This window comes from Stappia sp. ES.058 (assembly GCF_900105595.1).
In the GTDB taxonomy this organism is placed as follows: domain Bacteria; phylum Pseudomonadota; class Alphaproteobacteria; order Rhizobiales; family Stappiaceae; genus Stappia.
The window spans coordinates 4177107-4190699 of the sequence record NZ_LT629784.1; the positions used below are offsets into that span (position 1 = coordinate 4177107).

General features: G+C 59.8%; 11 protein-coding genes and 1 pseudogene. 2 read left to right on the top strand and 10 right to left on the bottom strand.

What is annotated here, in order from left to right:
- Window positions 1-292: 292 nt before the first annotated feature.
- The 8 genes and pseudogenes from BLU32_RS19520 to BLU32_RS19555 form a co-directional block, all read right to left on the bottom strand.
- Window positions 293-994, bottom strand: a complete 702-nt coding sequence (locus BLU32_RS19520; protein WP_093809715.1) for a FadR/GntR family transcriptional regulator — start codon at window positions 992-994, stop codon at window positions 293-295.
- 110 nt (window positions 995-1104) lie between these two features.
- Window positions 1105-2634: a tripartite tricarboxylate transporter permease gene (locus BLU32_RS19525; RefSeq protein ID WP_093809717.1), complete on the bottom strand. Its 1530-nt coding sequence runs from the start codon at window positions 2632-2634 to the stop codon at window positions 1105-1107.
- A 3-nt stretch (window positions 2635-2637) separates the two neighbouring features.
- Window positions 2638-3084, bottom strand: coding sequence for a tripartite tricarboxylate transporter TctB family protein (locus BLU32_RS19530; RefSeq protein ID WP_093809719.1), 447 nt, complete (start codon window positions 3082-3084; stop codon window positions 2638-2640).
- 209 nt (window positions 3085-3293) lie between these two features.
- Window positions 3294-4259, bottom strand: a complete 966-nt coding sequence (locus BLU32_RS19535; RefSeq protein ID WP_093809721.1) for a tripartite tricarboxylate transporter substrate binding protein — start codon at window positions 4257-4259, stop codon at window positions 3294-3296.
- 403 nt (window positions 4260-4662) lie between these two features.
- Complete coding sequence (locus tag BLU32_RS19540) at window positions 4663-6180, bottom strand: aldehyde dehydrogenase (NADP(+)) (RefSeq protein WP_093809723.1); 1518 nt, start codon at window positions 6178-6180, stop codon at window positions 4663-4665.
- Window position 6181: 1 nt separating this feature from the next.
- Window positions 6182-6907 carry a ribonuclease activity regulator RraA gene (locus BLU32_RS19545; RefSeq protein WP_093809725.1) on the bottom strand — a complete coding sequence of 242 codons (726 nt, stop codon included), beginning with the start codon at window positions 6905-6907 and terminating at the stop codon, window positions 6182-6184.
- A 418-nt stretch (window positions 6908-7325) separates the two neighbouring features.
- A pseudogene (locus tag BLU32_RS19550) lies at window positions 7326-7897 on the bottom strand (IS5 family transposase); the annotation flags it as partial.
- Window positions 7898-8504: 607 nt separating this feature from the next.
- The gene (locus BLU32_RS19555; protein ID WP_371326942.1) at window positions 8505-9767 is read right to left on the bottom strand and encodes an NADH:flavin oxidoreductase/NADH oxidase family protein; all 1263 of its coding nucleotides are present in this window, start codon (window positions 9765-9767) and stop codon (window positions 8505-8507) included.
- A gap of 119 nt (window positions 9768-9886) precedes the next feature.
- On the opposite strand from BLU32_RS19555, the gene BLU32_RS19560 reads away from it, so the two are divergent.
- Window positions 9887-10147 (top strand): hypothetical protein, encoded by a 261-nt coding sequence (locus tag BLU32_RS19560; protein WP_208976933.1) that lies wholly within the window; start codon window positions 9887-9889, stop codon window positions 10145-10147.
- A 299-nt stretch (window positions 10148-10446) separates the two neighbouring features.
- Window positions 10447-10893, top strand: a complete 447-nt coding sequence (locus tag BLU32_RS19565; protein WP_197673651.1) for a DUF523 domain-containing protein — start codon at window positions 10447-10449, stop codon at window positions 10891-10893.
- Window positions 10894-11118: 225 nt separating this feature from the next.
- Here BLU32_RS19565 and BLU32_RS19570 read toward each other — a convergent pair whose 3' ends face one another.
- Both BLU32_RS19570 and BLU32_RS19575 read right to left on the bottom strand, forming a co-directional pair.
- Window positions 11119-11634 carry an FMN-binding negative transcriptional regulator gene (locus BLU32_RS19570; protein WP_244501747.1) on the bottom strand — a complete coding sequence of 172 codons (516 nt, stop codon included), beginning with the start codon at window positions 11632-11634 and terminating at the stop codon, window positions 11119-11121.
- 898 nt (window positions 11635-12532) lie between these two features.
- Window positions 12533-13426 (bottom strand): LysR family transcriptional regulator, encoded by an 894-nt coding sequence (locus BLU32_RS19575; protein WP_093811356.1) that lies wholly within the window; start codon window positions 13424-13426, stop codon window positions 12533-12535.
- Window positions 13427-13593 lie beyond the last annotated feature (167 nt).

Consider the following 13593-nt stretch of genomic DNA (forward strand, 5'->3'; position numbering starts at 1 on the left):
GCGCGGGTGATAGTATTATATATATCGTGTATTTGTATAAGAAAAATCCTCTGGCCTGCTTGAAAGTAATGACGCAGCGACACCCCGTGAAGCATTTCAATATATTGCGCGATAGTACGCGGAAGATGCTGCTATATTCGACCCCACCTGGCTATCGGCACCAGGATCCGATCCGGCGCCCAAGTCGGGTGCGTTTGTTACAGGCTTTGAGAAACAGCCTGCACCCACCCAGGGAGGCGCGGCAAGTCTCTGCGAGGTCGAAGGGAATGAGGCGCTGTTCGTCGTGGCAACATCAGCGTTCCTGGCTGCCAACAAACATTCGCTCCTTTGCTGCCGTGATGTGATGGCGCATTGTGGCCTGAGCGACTTCCGGCTGCTTCAATCGGATTGCTTCCAGAACGGCGCGGTGTTCAGAGAGAACCAGTTCCTGCCGCGAGGGCGTATCCAGCATCGTCAACGAGCGCGAAAGCTTCACGCCGAAGGCGATTTGATCACTCAGGGATTCCAGTACGGATCCGAAAAACGGATTCTTTGATGCCCGCGCAATGGCGAGATGCAGCATCTGATCGGCATCAACGCCGAGCTCACGCTGCGTGTAGCAATCCTCGAGAAGCTTGTAGGCGCGGTCCATTTCGGCAAGGTCATCATCATCGCGCCGTCGGGCAGCCCAAGCCGCCGCGGCGCCCTCCAGATCAATGCGAAACTCGTAGCAGCGCTGCACATCAGAAATGGATTCAAGAGGCGCAAAACTGATTACCTGACGGTCCGGGCGGCGCAACACATAGCTGCCTGAACCACGCTGGGATTTGATGATCTCATCATCGCGCAACCGGGACAGTGCGGCCCGCACCACAGGGCGCGAAACCCCAAAGCCCTGTGCCAACACCTCTTCGGGCGGAAGCCGGCTGTTGACTGGAAATTCCTCATTGAGGATTTTTGCCAGAAGCTGTTCGTAAACCTGATCTGCCAGAACGAAACGCTTGGTCTCTGACAAAGTTCTACTCCTTCAGATCATCTCTGGCGGAATCCGCCATCGGCTTCCCGTCCCAATCTCAGCCTTTGAGTTGCAACCATAAAAGTGCAGCGCACTGCATGGTTTCAGGTTTATTCGCTCCGGTCAGCTTCGGCCTTCAACTCCGCTGGCTTCCGGATCACGAGGAAGTAGACGAAGATCGCGGTCAGCACGACAAAGAACAGGCTGTCCGGATTGGTGAAGAAGGTGGTTGGATCACCGTTGGACAGCGCCAGCGAGCGACGAAGGAACTCTTCGAGATTGGGCCCCAGAATATAGCCCAGCAGCATGGTGATTACCGGAAAACCATAGCGCCGCAGATAGAATGCCAGCACCCCTATGGCCAGGGCCATGAACATCTGGAAGGTGGAGTAGGTGGCCACATAGCTGCCCACCGCTGCCAGAAGCGTGATCACGGCGTAAAGCAGGTCCTTGCGAATGGCGACGATCTTGAGGAAATAGGGGCCGATCAACCAGAGCGTCAGCGGAATGAGCACAACGGCGCTGAACAGCAATGCGCTCAGCATGGGAGCAATCATGCCCGCTTGGTCCGTCATCAATTGCGGCCCTGGCTGAATGCCGTTGATTACCAACACACCCAGCATGATGGCAGTAATGGGGTCACCGGGAATTCCGAAAGTCAGCATCGGGACCATGGCACCGCCGCATACAGCATTGTTGGCACTCTCGGAGGCGGCGATCCCCTTGGGATTGCCCTTGCCGAACGATTTTGGATCATCGTCAGTGCGCATCGCTTCGGTATAGGCGAGCAAGGAGCCCATGGAACCACCGGCTCCCGGAAGCGTGCCAACGAAATAGCCTATGAGACACGATTTGAAGTAGCAGATGAACCCGATCTTGCGGATATCGGAGATCGGGGGAATGAAATCCCGGCGCCGGATCTTGACCTTGTCGGCTTCTGCGGCAATCGCGTCTGCATTGTTCGGGGAAGAGGCCTGTATCAGGATTTCCGCGATAGCGAAGGTTCCGATAATGACGGGCATTAAGTTGATCCCGGCGGTAAGGTTGGCGTTGCCATAAGTGAAGCGGGTGATCGGCTCCATTGCGTCCAACCCAACCGTAGCGAGCATGAGCCCGATACAGGCGGCGAGCCCTGCATGCAGAACCCGGCCCCGCTGGGCGATCACGACCACGATCAGTGCAAAGGCAAGAAGCGAGAATTTCCCCGTCGTTTTTACCAAAAGGGACAGTTCAGCCACAAAGGGGGCGACCGCGATCAGCAACAATGCGCCAACGGCACCACCAAACATGGAGCCAAACGCCGCATGGCCGAGCGCCAGGGCGCCCTTACCCTGTTTCTGGAGTGGATAACCGTCCAGCGCCGTCATCATCGAGGAGGGAGCTCCGGGAATATTGACGGTTATGGCCGTGATGCTGCCACCGCACATGCCTGCCATATAGATGCTGGCACAGGCCATGAGCGCCGTCTCGATATTCAGCGTGTAGGTCAGCGGTAACAGCAGAGCCATGGCCAGCGTGGCCGTCAGGCCCGGAATGGCCGCGAAGATCGTGCCGATCAGAAAGCCCAGAACCACATAGGTCAGATTGAACGGGTCCAGCAGCAGACTGAAGCTTTTGAGTACGAGAACAATGAAATCCATGGATCAACCCCAGAGCGTCGGGAGCCGGACGCCGAACAAAAGCTGGAACATGCCATAACCAGCCAGAACAACGGCGACCGACAGAAGCGCCTTCTGAAAAAGTTTCTCGAATGAGGAGAAGAGCGTGATCAGCACGAAGACAAAGACTGTCGATGACAAAAAGTATCCCACAGGCAGGAACGCAAAGATGTAGACGAAGATCGTCGCAACCACCCAGATATGGGTATAGCGCGCAGGCCCCGCCTCTTTTTCATCATCGGCAGCCCGCATTTGCTGCATGATGAGAAGGCTGGAGAATATCACTGCCGCGGTTCCGACGACGATCGGGAAGAAGGATGGCGTCACTCCGCTGTCGCCGATCGGCGAGCCAAGGCTCACAGCGGAAACGACATAGCCGATGGACACCACAAGCATTGCCAAAAGGAAGAGGGTTTGCCTGTTTACAAGCATTGTCTTCTCCGGACCTGAGAGTGAACCTTCAACCTGCCGCAGCGACCTTATCCATAGTGATGGGTGACATGGGTCATGTCAGCGCGCACCGGAATAAATCCTGGGATCTGGGCGGGGTGAAGCGCTACAAGTCATTGGTGTGCCAAGCTCTCTCATCGGGAGCCAGCCCCCGGTCCAGAGGGGGCCGGGAGCCTGCACATCCGAATGGATCAGAGATCCAGATCGTCCATCAGCGAGAATGTGTTGGCCTGCAACTGCTCGACCCAATCATTGACGCCGTCGGAGCCAAGCCAGTCCGGCGTTACGCCGACCTGCGCTAGCCAGCTCTGGAATTCTTCGCTGTCATAAGCCTTCTTGAATGCGGCTTCCAGCGTTTCCAGTGCTTCTTCAGGCGTGCCTTTGGGCGCGGCCAGCACAATGAACGAGCCGGTCTGGAGATCATAGCCTTTGGAGCTGATTGGCGGCACATCCTTGTAGGTGAGGTTCTGCGCGGAGGACAGCTCAATCACACCCTTGGCATCGCCTGATTCTAGGATGCCGCTAAAGTCGCCCAAGCTGGAGATAGCGGCATCAAGCTCGCCGGACAAAAGCGCCTCAGCTTCCGCCGTGGAGGAACCCGCATAGGTGATCACGTTGAAATCGACATCCAGAAGCTTTTCCAGCTGGTTGGCCGACAGGTAGGGGCCGGAGCCCTTCGGCGCAACACCGAGACGAATCTGGCCCGGATTTGCCTTGGCCTTCTCGATCAGTTCCTCGAAGCTTTTGATGCCCGAATGCTTGGAGACGACGATGGCGTCAGCCTCGCTGGTAATGCGGGCGATCAGCTCCATATTCTCAAGGCCATAGCCGGGAACCATGTTTCCGCGCGGTAGAGTGATGACGCTGTCATAGGTCAGAACGCCAATAGTGTGACCATCGGGTCGGGACGTGGACATCTGGGTCAATCCGGTGGCCGTCACCGCACCGGCGATGTTTTCCACATAGATTGATTTCGGCAATTCCTGTTCAGCGATATTGCCAATCTTCCGCGAGATGGCATCAGCACCACCACCGGCAGGCCATGGCACAATCAGGCGAATATCGCGCGTCGGGAAATCCGCGGCTGCGGCAGATGTGCCGATCATGCAGGCGCCGATTGCCACAAGAAGCCTATTTTTCCATTTACCAGAAAGCATAGTAGTTCCTCCTTCATTTATAGCGCATTCCCGATCAGGCCGCACTTCATTCGGCCGGCGGGTGATCCTTGCAAGGCATGACAGAGCAAGGCCTGCGCGCTTGCGCCCGCCAAAAACTCTCGTCCCGACACACGGATCACCTGCCCCAAAATACGATCGAGAACTCCTCCCTTTGCCCCATTGACCGAAAGCCTTGCCCACACATGGCAGACCTCTAAGAGGGCTAACGCCAGTTTTATTGAGTAATTTTTACAAATCAATACAAAATTGCCGGATAAATAGCAAAGTTTCTGTAATTATGATGTTTATGTGTAATTATTTGTAACTCTTGTCATGCAGCACAGAACCTGCCCGTTGCGAGGGCATGCAACGGGTGAGCAACCAGCAGGCTCAAGCCAATCATTTACCCCCGCAAGTCGGCGGGCAGCAGTGCCTCGGGAAAGTTCTGATAACAGACGGGCCGCAAGAAGCGCCGAATGGACAGCGTTCCCACCGAAGTCGCGCCGAAATTCGTGCTTGCCGGATAGGGACCGCCATGCACCATGGCATCGCAGACCTCAACCCCGGTGGGGAAGCCGTGCACCAGAATCCGCCCAGCCATGCCCTCCAAGACAGGCAGCAGCACCCGGGCAAGTTCCATGTCACCGTCCTCCATCTGGAGAGTGGCGGTGAGCTGTCCCTCGAAAGCACTTGCGAGCTCTTCCATCTGCGCGGCGTCCTTTACACGGATGACCAGACCCAGCGGACCAAAAACCTCTTTCGCCAGTTCCTCCTCAGCCAACCAGTCCTCACCGGACACTTGAAAGAGGAAGGGCGCTGCGGAGCGGCCTTCGCATGTGCCTGACAGCTGGGACACAACCCCCTTGGCTTCGGAGGCGCGGCGCGCGCCGCTGCGATAGGAAGCGGCCATACCGTCCGTCAGCATGGTCTGCGCCTCCACAGCTTTCAGCGCTTTTTCTGCAGCGGCGATGAATGTGTCGGCATCAGGCCCATCAATAACGACGGCAATGCCGGGCTTGGTGCAGAACTGCCCCGCACCCATTGTCAAGCTGCCTGCCCACCCTGCCCCGATATCGGCGGCACGTATGGCGGCAGCCCTGGGCAGAACGAACATGGGATTCACACTCCCCAATTCTCCGAAGAAGGGAATGGGCTCGGGCCGGGCGGCGCAGAGATTGAACAGCGCGCGCCCGCCGCCGAAGCTGCCGGTGAAGCCCACGGCCTTGATGTTTGGATGCGTCACGAGCGCCTCGCCTACGGCTCGGCTCCCACCCTGGACCAGGCTAAAAAGTCCGGGATCCATGCCCAGCTTTTCAATTGCGGCAACAATTGCCTCACCTACGATCTCTCCGGTGCCAGGATGGGCGCTGTGCCCCTTGACCACGACCGGGCAACCAGCGGCCAGCGCGGCTGCCGTATCGCCACCAGCCACCGAGAAGGCGAGCGGAAAGTTCGACGCTCCAAAAACAGCCACAGGGCCGACCGGGCGTTGCATCATGCGCAAATCCGGGCGAGGCAGCGGCTGGCGGTCCGGCAATGCCTCATCATGACGGCGATCAAGATACTGACCGTTGCGAATTTGAGCGGCAAAAAGGCGGAGCTGCCCGGTGGTCCGCCCGCGCTCACCTTCAAGGCGGGCTGGGGGAAGGCCGGTCTCGGCACCGCCGATCTGCGTGATGGCATCGCCCCGCGCTTCCATCTCGTCGGCGATCGCATCCAGAAGCACAGCCCGCTGCTCGCGGCTCGTGGCAGCGAAGCCGGCAAATGCCGCCTGCGCCGCAGTGCAGGCCTGCGCAACGAGTTCCGGGGAGCCGGCGGAAAACTGATAAACTGGACCTGATGCCGGAGCGGACGTGAACTGTTCATCGGCAGGGATGCGCTCACCGGCTATCAGGTGGTTTCCATGGGGTGTGTAGGTCATGCTACCGTCCTGTTTTCTCGCGCCAAGCGTTGAACTTTGCGACATTGGCCTCCTCGGTGGCCGGATAAAGACCGATAACGCCGGCCCCTTCATTGACCTGCTCGAGCACAAAATCCTCAAAGCACTCCATTTGCGCGCACTCTTCGGCAATTTCATCGGCGAGATGGGCGGGGATGACCATTACGCCATCACCGTCGCCCAACATCACATCGCCGGGAAATACAGGTGCATCCCCGCAGGAAACGGGGACGTTGATGTCGATCGCCTCATGCAGGGTAAGGTTCGTAGGCGCGGACGGTCGGGCAAAATATGCAGGCATGTTCAAAGCCCCGACGCCCACGGCATCACGGACCCCTCCATCGGACACGACACCTGCTGCGCCGCGCTTTTCAAGACGGGTAAGGAGAATTGAACCGGCTGTGGCGGCCCGGCTGTCCTTGCGCGCGTCCATCACAAGCACATGCCCCTCTGGGCAGGTCTCAACCGCAACACGCTGCTTGTGATTGCGTTCACGGAAGACCGAGATGGGATTGCGATCCTCGCGCGCTGGAATATAGCGCAGAGTAAAGGCCTGACCGACCATCGTTACAGGTTTAGGCCCGATTGGCACCACACCTTGCACAAACTGATTGCGCAGCCCCCGCTTGTAAAGCGCGGTTGCCACGGAGGCCGTGGAGACCTTCTTCAGTTTGTCGCGGGTTTCATCGGACAGAATCCAGTCGCTCATACCATCTTCCCCAGCTGCAGCTTTTTCAAGCCGTTGTCCAGCCTGCTCGGAGTTCAGGGAGCAATGATCGACCGGCAGCCGCTCGAAAGCGCGCTTGCATTGCAGACATCAGCAACAGGAGGGAAACCGGATATTCCCGCCAACCCGGCCGACAGAACTCCTCCCGCCTCATTCCGACCGTCCGCAATCCTCGATCACGCAACCTCCTCCGTTGCAAACATTAGGGGCTAATGGAGTATGTGTAAAAATATGTCAACCTTATCAGGGGAATTTTTGCGTTCTATAAGATTATTTGTAATTTTTTATTACTTATCCTGAGCGTGTCGGACCGGACCCGAGGCCATAACCCATGCACTCCAGCCTTGGAGCTATGGCCAGATGCCAGCCCACACGCGCCTTTGCGGGCTAGGTAGCGGACTCATAACGCTTTGATCCAGATGCGGATCGCGGCGAGTTTGATTGCTGCGAGGTAGTTGTCGGCGCGCCGATGGTACCGTGTGGCGATACCGCGCATCTGCTTGAGGCGGTTGAAGAAGCGTTCGACGAGGTTGCGCTGGCGATAACCCCAGCGACTGAAGGCGAATGTGCCTTTGCGGGTGATCCGTGGCGGGATGTTCGCCCATCCGCCGCGTGCAGCCACGAAAGTGCGGATGCCGTCGGTATCGTAAGCCTTGTCGGCCAGCACGATTGCGCCCGTCGCCACCGTCTCGAGCCGTTTCGTCGCCATCGGCGCGTCGCCGGCCTGCCCGGCGGTGAGTTCGATCCGCACCGGGCGACCTTCGGCGTCGACCAGTGCATGGATCCTGGTCGTCAAACCGCCGCGGGACTGTCCCATGCACGGATCTTCAGATCCCCCTTTTTCGCGCCGGCACCATGCTGGTGGACGCGGATCGAAGAGCTGTCGATCATCCCGATGTCGCCGTCACAAGCGTCTGAGACGGCTTTCAATATCCGATCCCGGACACCGGCGGTCCGCCACCGAACGAAGCGTTTGGATCACTGACCATTCCGCATCACCCATGTCAAAATGGGCCATTGCCAACTCCGTTCGGAGCTTGAAGCAAACCAGGTCTGATTTGGCTACCCCGTTTATGAGTGCGTCACCTAAACCGTTTTCGACCCGAAATCATGTCGGGATCAACAGACTAAAAGTCATAGGGTATCTTTGCACAGGACGCGGACCACATGCCGTGACGCCGCCGCCGCGATAAGCGGCCGCGCCATTATCGGCGGTTCTGACCGACAATGGGTCTTTCATCCAGCCGCGATTTGAACCCGGGTGATATTCATGTCGTTCGGCGCAGGCCGAGCGATCGTCCGACGCACGGAGCTTTCATTTGTGCAACGGGGCGGGCGATCGCGGTGACCAGGGTCTGCGCGTGGTCGGACCCTCTTCGCGGTTGGATCTTTAGATCCGATCGATTCTGGAGGGCTCGCTTCATCCTGCGCCTTCTCGTTGAGCGAACAGGCTGACTTCGAACCGCGGACGTTTCAGGGGAGCACGTCATGGAATGCGGGATGATGCATCGGCCGCCGCGAGGCGGGATGAGCGGCCGCATCTGCCAGAAGTCGGAAAGGCTGACGACGCTACCCTTCGTCAACCGGCGGTCTTGCGACCCGGTTCGCCTTGGGCGGTCGACGAGAAATGGCGAAGCCAGATTTCCGTCCGCTCCCTGTCACGTGTGTCATATGCCGCAATCGCTTGCGCCAGATCGCCGGTGGCCTGCAAATCACGATCTTCGCCGATCTCGGTCAGCCGCATCGTATACCACGCTGTCACACCGCCTTCCGGTGGATCGGCGAACCTCGGAAATGCCGGCTTGGCCAGTTGTCGCGCGAACCACAGATTGGGCAGTGACGGCTCAAGGGCGAGCGCACGGGCCATCCCGACAAGATCGACGGCACCGCTTGCGACGGCCTCCTCGGCCTGCGCCAGTGTCTTGAACCCGCCTGTCGTCATCAAGGGCTTCGTCGTCACGTTTCGGGCACGCCGGGCGAAATCGACAAAATAGGGGCCCCGGCCGCCGCTGTCGGACGCGGACCGGGCACCAGGGAAATACGTACCGCCGCTGACGTCGATCAGGTCGAGACCGGTCCCGTCCAGCACGGCGAGAACCGCCAGGGCATCCGTCTCGCAGAACCCTCCCTCCAACTGGTCCGAAGAATTGAGCTTCAAGGCTACTGGGAAATCCGGCCCGACGGCCGCTCGCACCGCTCCAACGACGTCCAGCAATAGCCGCATCCGTCCGTCGATGGCGCCGCCGTACCTGTCGGTGCGCCGGTTGAACAAAGGCGAGAGGAATTGGCTGATCAGGAACCCGTGCGCTGCGTGAAGTTCGACACCGCCGAAACCCGCGTTTCGCGCCAGTCGGGCCGTTCGCGCGAACTCCAGGGGCAGGGCCTCGATCTCCTCCTGCGTCAGTTCGCCGCAAATCAGACCCGGGAGATCGAGAGCGCTTGGTCCCTTGGGGGCGCTGATCGGCGGATAGGACAAGGCTCCCGCATGACCTAGCTGGAGCCAGGGCCCGGCACCGTTTTCGGCGCCGGCACGGGCGAGCGCTTTGAACCGGTCGAGATCGGCGCTATCGTCGAGAACGAGGTTTCCCGGTTTTTCGGCAAATTTGCCGCTGCCCTGAACCTCTCCGATGATCGCCAGGGCCGCGCCGCCCTCGGCCCATCGTTGATACAGTCCGATCTGCGCTTGCGTTGGATGCCCTGTTCCGTCGCCCAGGGAGTCCGACATTGCCGACTTCACGATACGATTTCGCAAGACGACACCGCACGGCAGTGGAAACGGTTCAAAAAGAATGCCGTTGCGGGTCTCATGCGTGGTTTGGCGCAAAGTGCTCATCCTCGTCATGATGGGGTTCGCAGCTGGAACCCGCGCGAATTTCGCAAATCGGCCCGTTGTCAGCTTGCGTCATTTCCTTAAGGGTTGAGGCAACGCCAAATGATGTCAACCGGGTTGAAAGCGCTCGTTTGCAGTGGTTTATCCCGAAGTCCACCGCCCGGAGGGAGGTTCTGGTCACGCAGTCCTTGAGCGAGGACGGCGCTAGGCTTCTGCTGGGCTCGGGCGATGCATTGTTTTGGCAGTTGATCCCCTGGCTGCCGCTCTTCGCAACGGAACTGTTCGCCGCGGGAGTGATGCGCAACCGTGGGCTGGCGCGCCGGGTGAACCCGCAGGCGCTGCGTTCCGCCGTGGTCTGGCTCGGCCTTGTGCTGGCCTGGCATTATCTGTGAGCGTGGTCCCGGGCAATATCCCCTCGCGCGGGTGGGGGCGTGGCGGTTCGTTTGCTCCTCGAGGCCGAAGCCCGTCTCTGCGCTGCGCCGGTGTTGGACAAGGTTTAACATGCCGATCCGCCCGACGCGGGCCTATCCGCCGGAAGCCGGAGTGCTTGTTCCGTTTTCCGCGAACACAGGAGTTCCAACCGAATGACCAGGCACCCCAAGGCCCTTGTCTTCGTATCTGCCTGCCTGGGCGGGCGCCCGATCAGGTACAACGGGTCGGGCGTCGCGATGCCCGACGCCATCTGGGCGAGATGGGAGCGCGAAGAGCGCTTGTTTCATTTCTGCCCGGAACTCGCGTCCGGTTTCCCGTACCGAGGCCAGCGGCCGAGATTGTCGGCGGAAGCTCCGGCGACATCATTGCCGGGTCCGGCGGACGCGTGATCGAAAGCACCGGTGACGACGTCACCGATCAGTTCATGGACGGTGCCCGACTGGCGCTCGCTGCCGCTAAGGGAGCAGGTTGCGCGATCGCCGTGATGACGGATGGCAGCCCCTTATGCGGCTCCACGACAATCGATGCCGGCCGTTTCGATGGCACTCGGACACAGGGCACGGGCGTTGTCGCGCAGCTGTTCATGGATGCGGGTATTCCGGTCTTTCCTCACACCGATCTGGGGGCTGCGGACCAAGCCGTCGGGCGTCTGGAACGCGACGGCGGGAATTCCGGATCAAAGGGCTGGCTGCCAAAGCCAAGATAGGCGCGTCACCCGAATCTGAACTGCGTCTCATTGTCCGGCTCGCTTTGAACGAACTTCAGATTCACAAGGGTGACGAGCAAATATGTGTTTCCAGTGTGGTGAACTTGAAATCTGCACCGGCGGTTGCCGCAGCAAATAGACGAATTTCAAATTCGAAAACCACACTGGAAACACTTGTATCGCGGACTGCAGGAAAGAGGAGAAGTCTCCGCGACGCCGGTTACCTCAAGAGCCGTTTGCCGCGTCTTGCAATCGGGTCTCAATGCATATCGCCATGGCATTGTGGTGCGTTCCGCGAAGCCCGGCGATGACACCGAGACAGCCGCTTCCCTCATCATCCTGGCAAAGCTTCGATTTCGCCAGCGTCCGGGTCACCGAGATCCGGAAAGCGACGATCTTGTCGAGCATCCCTTGAATGTAGTCCGGCGGTGCGTCTGCCATGCGCCATGCAGTGTTACCGTTCAGCCTGGGCTTTTGCGCATGCGTCAGAAGGCCCACGGCCGCACGTTTCGCCTGATCATCGAATTGGAAGGCGATAGACCCATGCATGTGAACGACATGGTAATTCCATGTCGGCACATGACGATGGTGAAGCGGTTTGGTCGGATAGGAATTCGGGGAAACATATGCATCGAGGCCCCGAAAAATCACCAGGACGTCCTGACCGTTCTCGATCACGCGGTGCATGTATTTGGCGCGCGCGATATGACCGACCAGCGATCCCTCCGGCGTCCGGAGCAACGGGACGTGATTTGCGATCAGCCCCTCGCAGGTTTGTGCAACGATACAGGCAAGGGGGCATCATCGACGAGGTCACCGATCGCCTCGGGGCTCGTTTCACGAAAGTGCCCGGGCAGATACATGCGGGTTTCCTGTTGCTGCGTGCCGGGTCGGCGCGCGCGTTTCTCCCGTCGGTGCATCAAGCGGACCTGCGGGAAAGCCCGTCATACCCCGGGAGGGCAAAGGCGTCGGCCGGCGCCTGTTCTAAGGGCCTCCGGCATTGACCATCATGTGGCTGGTCTTCAGCACGTCGGAGGTGTCGGCCCGGCGGGTTTGCGCGGGCCGCATTCAGGCGCTTCGGCATCGCGGCGCGCGGTGATGTCGCCGCAACGCGTTCTGGAACACTTTGCCGACACCGGGCCCATCGTGCCGGGACCTATGACCCCGGTCGGTTTGTCTGCTGTCATGGAGCGTCCCTTCGCTGCTGCAAGGACAAGGCTAATCCGGATCAATACTTGAGAAAAACGAATAATATGGAAACCGCGATTTCATAAATCGAAAGATACAGGGTCCGCTCCATCCGCTTTGACAATGGCGCGGCCGCCGCGTGCAGTGCGGCCGCCGAAAAGCTCCCGTCACGCATCCGCTGCGCCGTCATCGGCCGACCGTGGCGGATGGCCTTGGTTTGATGGTCTTCGTGCCGCGGTTCATGCCGGTCTGGGGTTGACCTGCCGGACGGAGGCGGGGCTCGGCCTGACGCCCCTGCCCGACAGCTCATTGCCGCGTCCGCCCGACATTCACTATTCGCTCGTCGAGCGCCGCCAAAACGTGTAGGGGCCCGGCAAACTCGCCCGCACGCTTGCCTGTCATCTTGCCCGGCTCACCGCCGCACAGCAGACAGCTGTGCGCTGCCGGGCGGCTATTCGCGTTCGGCAAAAAGCGTGTCCGCCATGAAGTCGACGAAGACGCGCAGCTTCGGCGACAGATGGCGGCTCGACGGCCACAGGATGCGGAAGGCCCCGGTGTTCTTGACAGCATCGTCCAGCACGCTGACGAGCCTGTTTTGCCTGCACAGGCTGCGGACGGCGAAGTCTGGCAGGCAGGCGATGCCGCGGCCCTGTTCGGCCATGTGAAGCAACGGTTCGATGGCGTTCGAGACGGCCGCGCGGGGAAGGTCTTCGATCCGCGTTCCGTTCTCGTCGACAACGAGCCATTCTTCCAGCTTTCCGGTTGTGGGGTAGCGGTGGTGCAGGCAGCGATGTCGCACAAGCTCCGCCGGTGTCTCGGGCGTGCCGTGCCGCCCGAAGTAGGCCGGTGAGCCGACGAGGCGAAACCGGAACGTGCCGAGCCTGCGTGTCATAAGTCGGGAGTCTGACGGCTCTCCGGTGCGGATCACCGCGTCGTATCCTTCCTCGATCACGTCAACCAGGCGGTCACTGAAATCGAGGTCCAGTTCGATCTCCGGCCAGGCTTCCAGGAAAGCGGAGACGGTGGGCATCATCAGCATGCCCACCAGCGGCAGGCTGACGCGCAAAATGCCGGCCGGATGTGCGCGCGTCTGCGACAGTTCCAGTTCGGCGGCTTCCATTTCGCTGAAGATGCGGCGGCAACGCTCGAGGAACATCTGCCCTTCCGGTGTCAGCGTGATCGCCCGTGTCGACCGGTGGAACAGCCTGACTCCAAGGCGCTCTTCCAGACGCGCAACGGATTTCCCCACAGCGGACGACGAGACGCCAAGCTGCCGCCCCGTCGCCGTGAAGCTGCGGGTCTCCGCCGCTTGAACGAAAACGTTCAACGCACCGAGGCTGTCCATCGGGGTCGACATGATAATGGATATCCTAGTCCGAAGTGATCGGAGTTGCAGCCTGTTTTTCGCAAATGAGATTAGCCCCAGGTTCTTCCCGACATCAAACAGAACGGGAACCCTCCATGACTTCAAAGACTCGAACGGCTTTTGCTGCGGCCCGGTATCCGCTCCGC

What these genes read in the sequence shown, in the direction of transcription:
- BLU32_RS19525 (WP_093809717.1), bottom strand. Translation starts at nt 2,634, where the DNA reads ATGGATTTCATTGTTCTCGTACTCAAAAGCTTCAGTCTGCTGCTGGAC.
- BLU32_RS19530 (WP_093809719.1), bottom strand. Translation starts at nt 3,084, where the DNA reads ATGCTTGTAAACAGGCAAACCCTCTTCCTTTTGGCAATGCTTGTGGTG.
- BLU32_RS19535 (WP_093809721.1), bottom strand. Translation starts at nt 4,259, where the DNA reads ATGCTTTCTGGTAAATGGAAAAATAGGCTTCTTGTGGCAATCGGCGCC.
- BLU32_RS19540 (WP_093809723.1), bottom strand. Translation starts at nt 6,180, where the DNA reads ATGACCTACACACCCCATGGAAACCACCTGATAGCCGGTGAGCGCATC.
- BLU32_RS19545 (WP_093809725.1), bottom strand. Translation starts at nt 6,907, where the DNA reads ATGAGCGACTGGATTCTGTCCGATGAAACCCGCGACAAACTGAAGAAG.
- BLU32_RS19555 (WP_371326942.1), bottom strand. Translation starts at nt 9,767, where the DNA reads ATGACGAGGATGAGCACTTTGCGCCAAACCACGCATGAGACCCGCAAC.
- BLU32_RS19565 (WP_197673651.1), top strand. Translation starts at nt 10,447, where the DNA reads ATGGGAGCGCGAAGAGCGCTTGTTTCATTTCTGCCCGGAACTCGCGTC.
- BLU32_RS19575 (WP_093811356.1), bottom strand. Translation starts at nt 13,426, where the DNA reads ATGGACAGCCTCGGTGCGTTGAACGTTTTCGTTCAAGCGGCGGAGACC.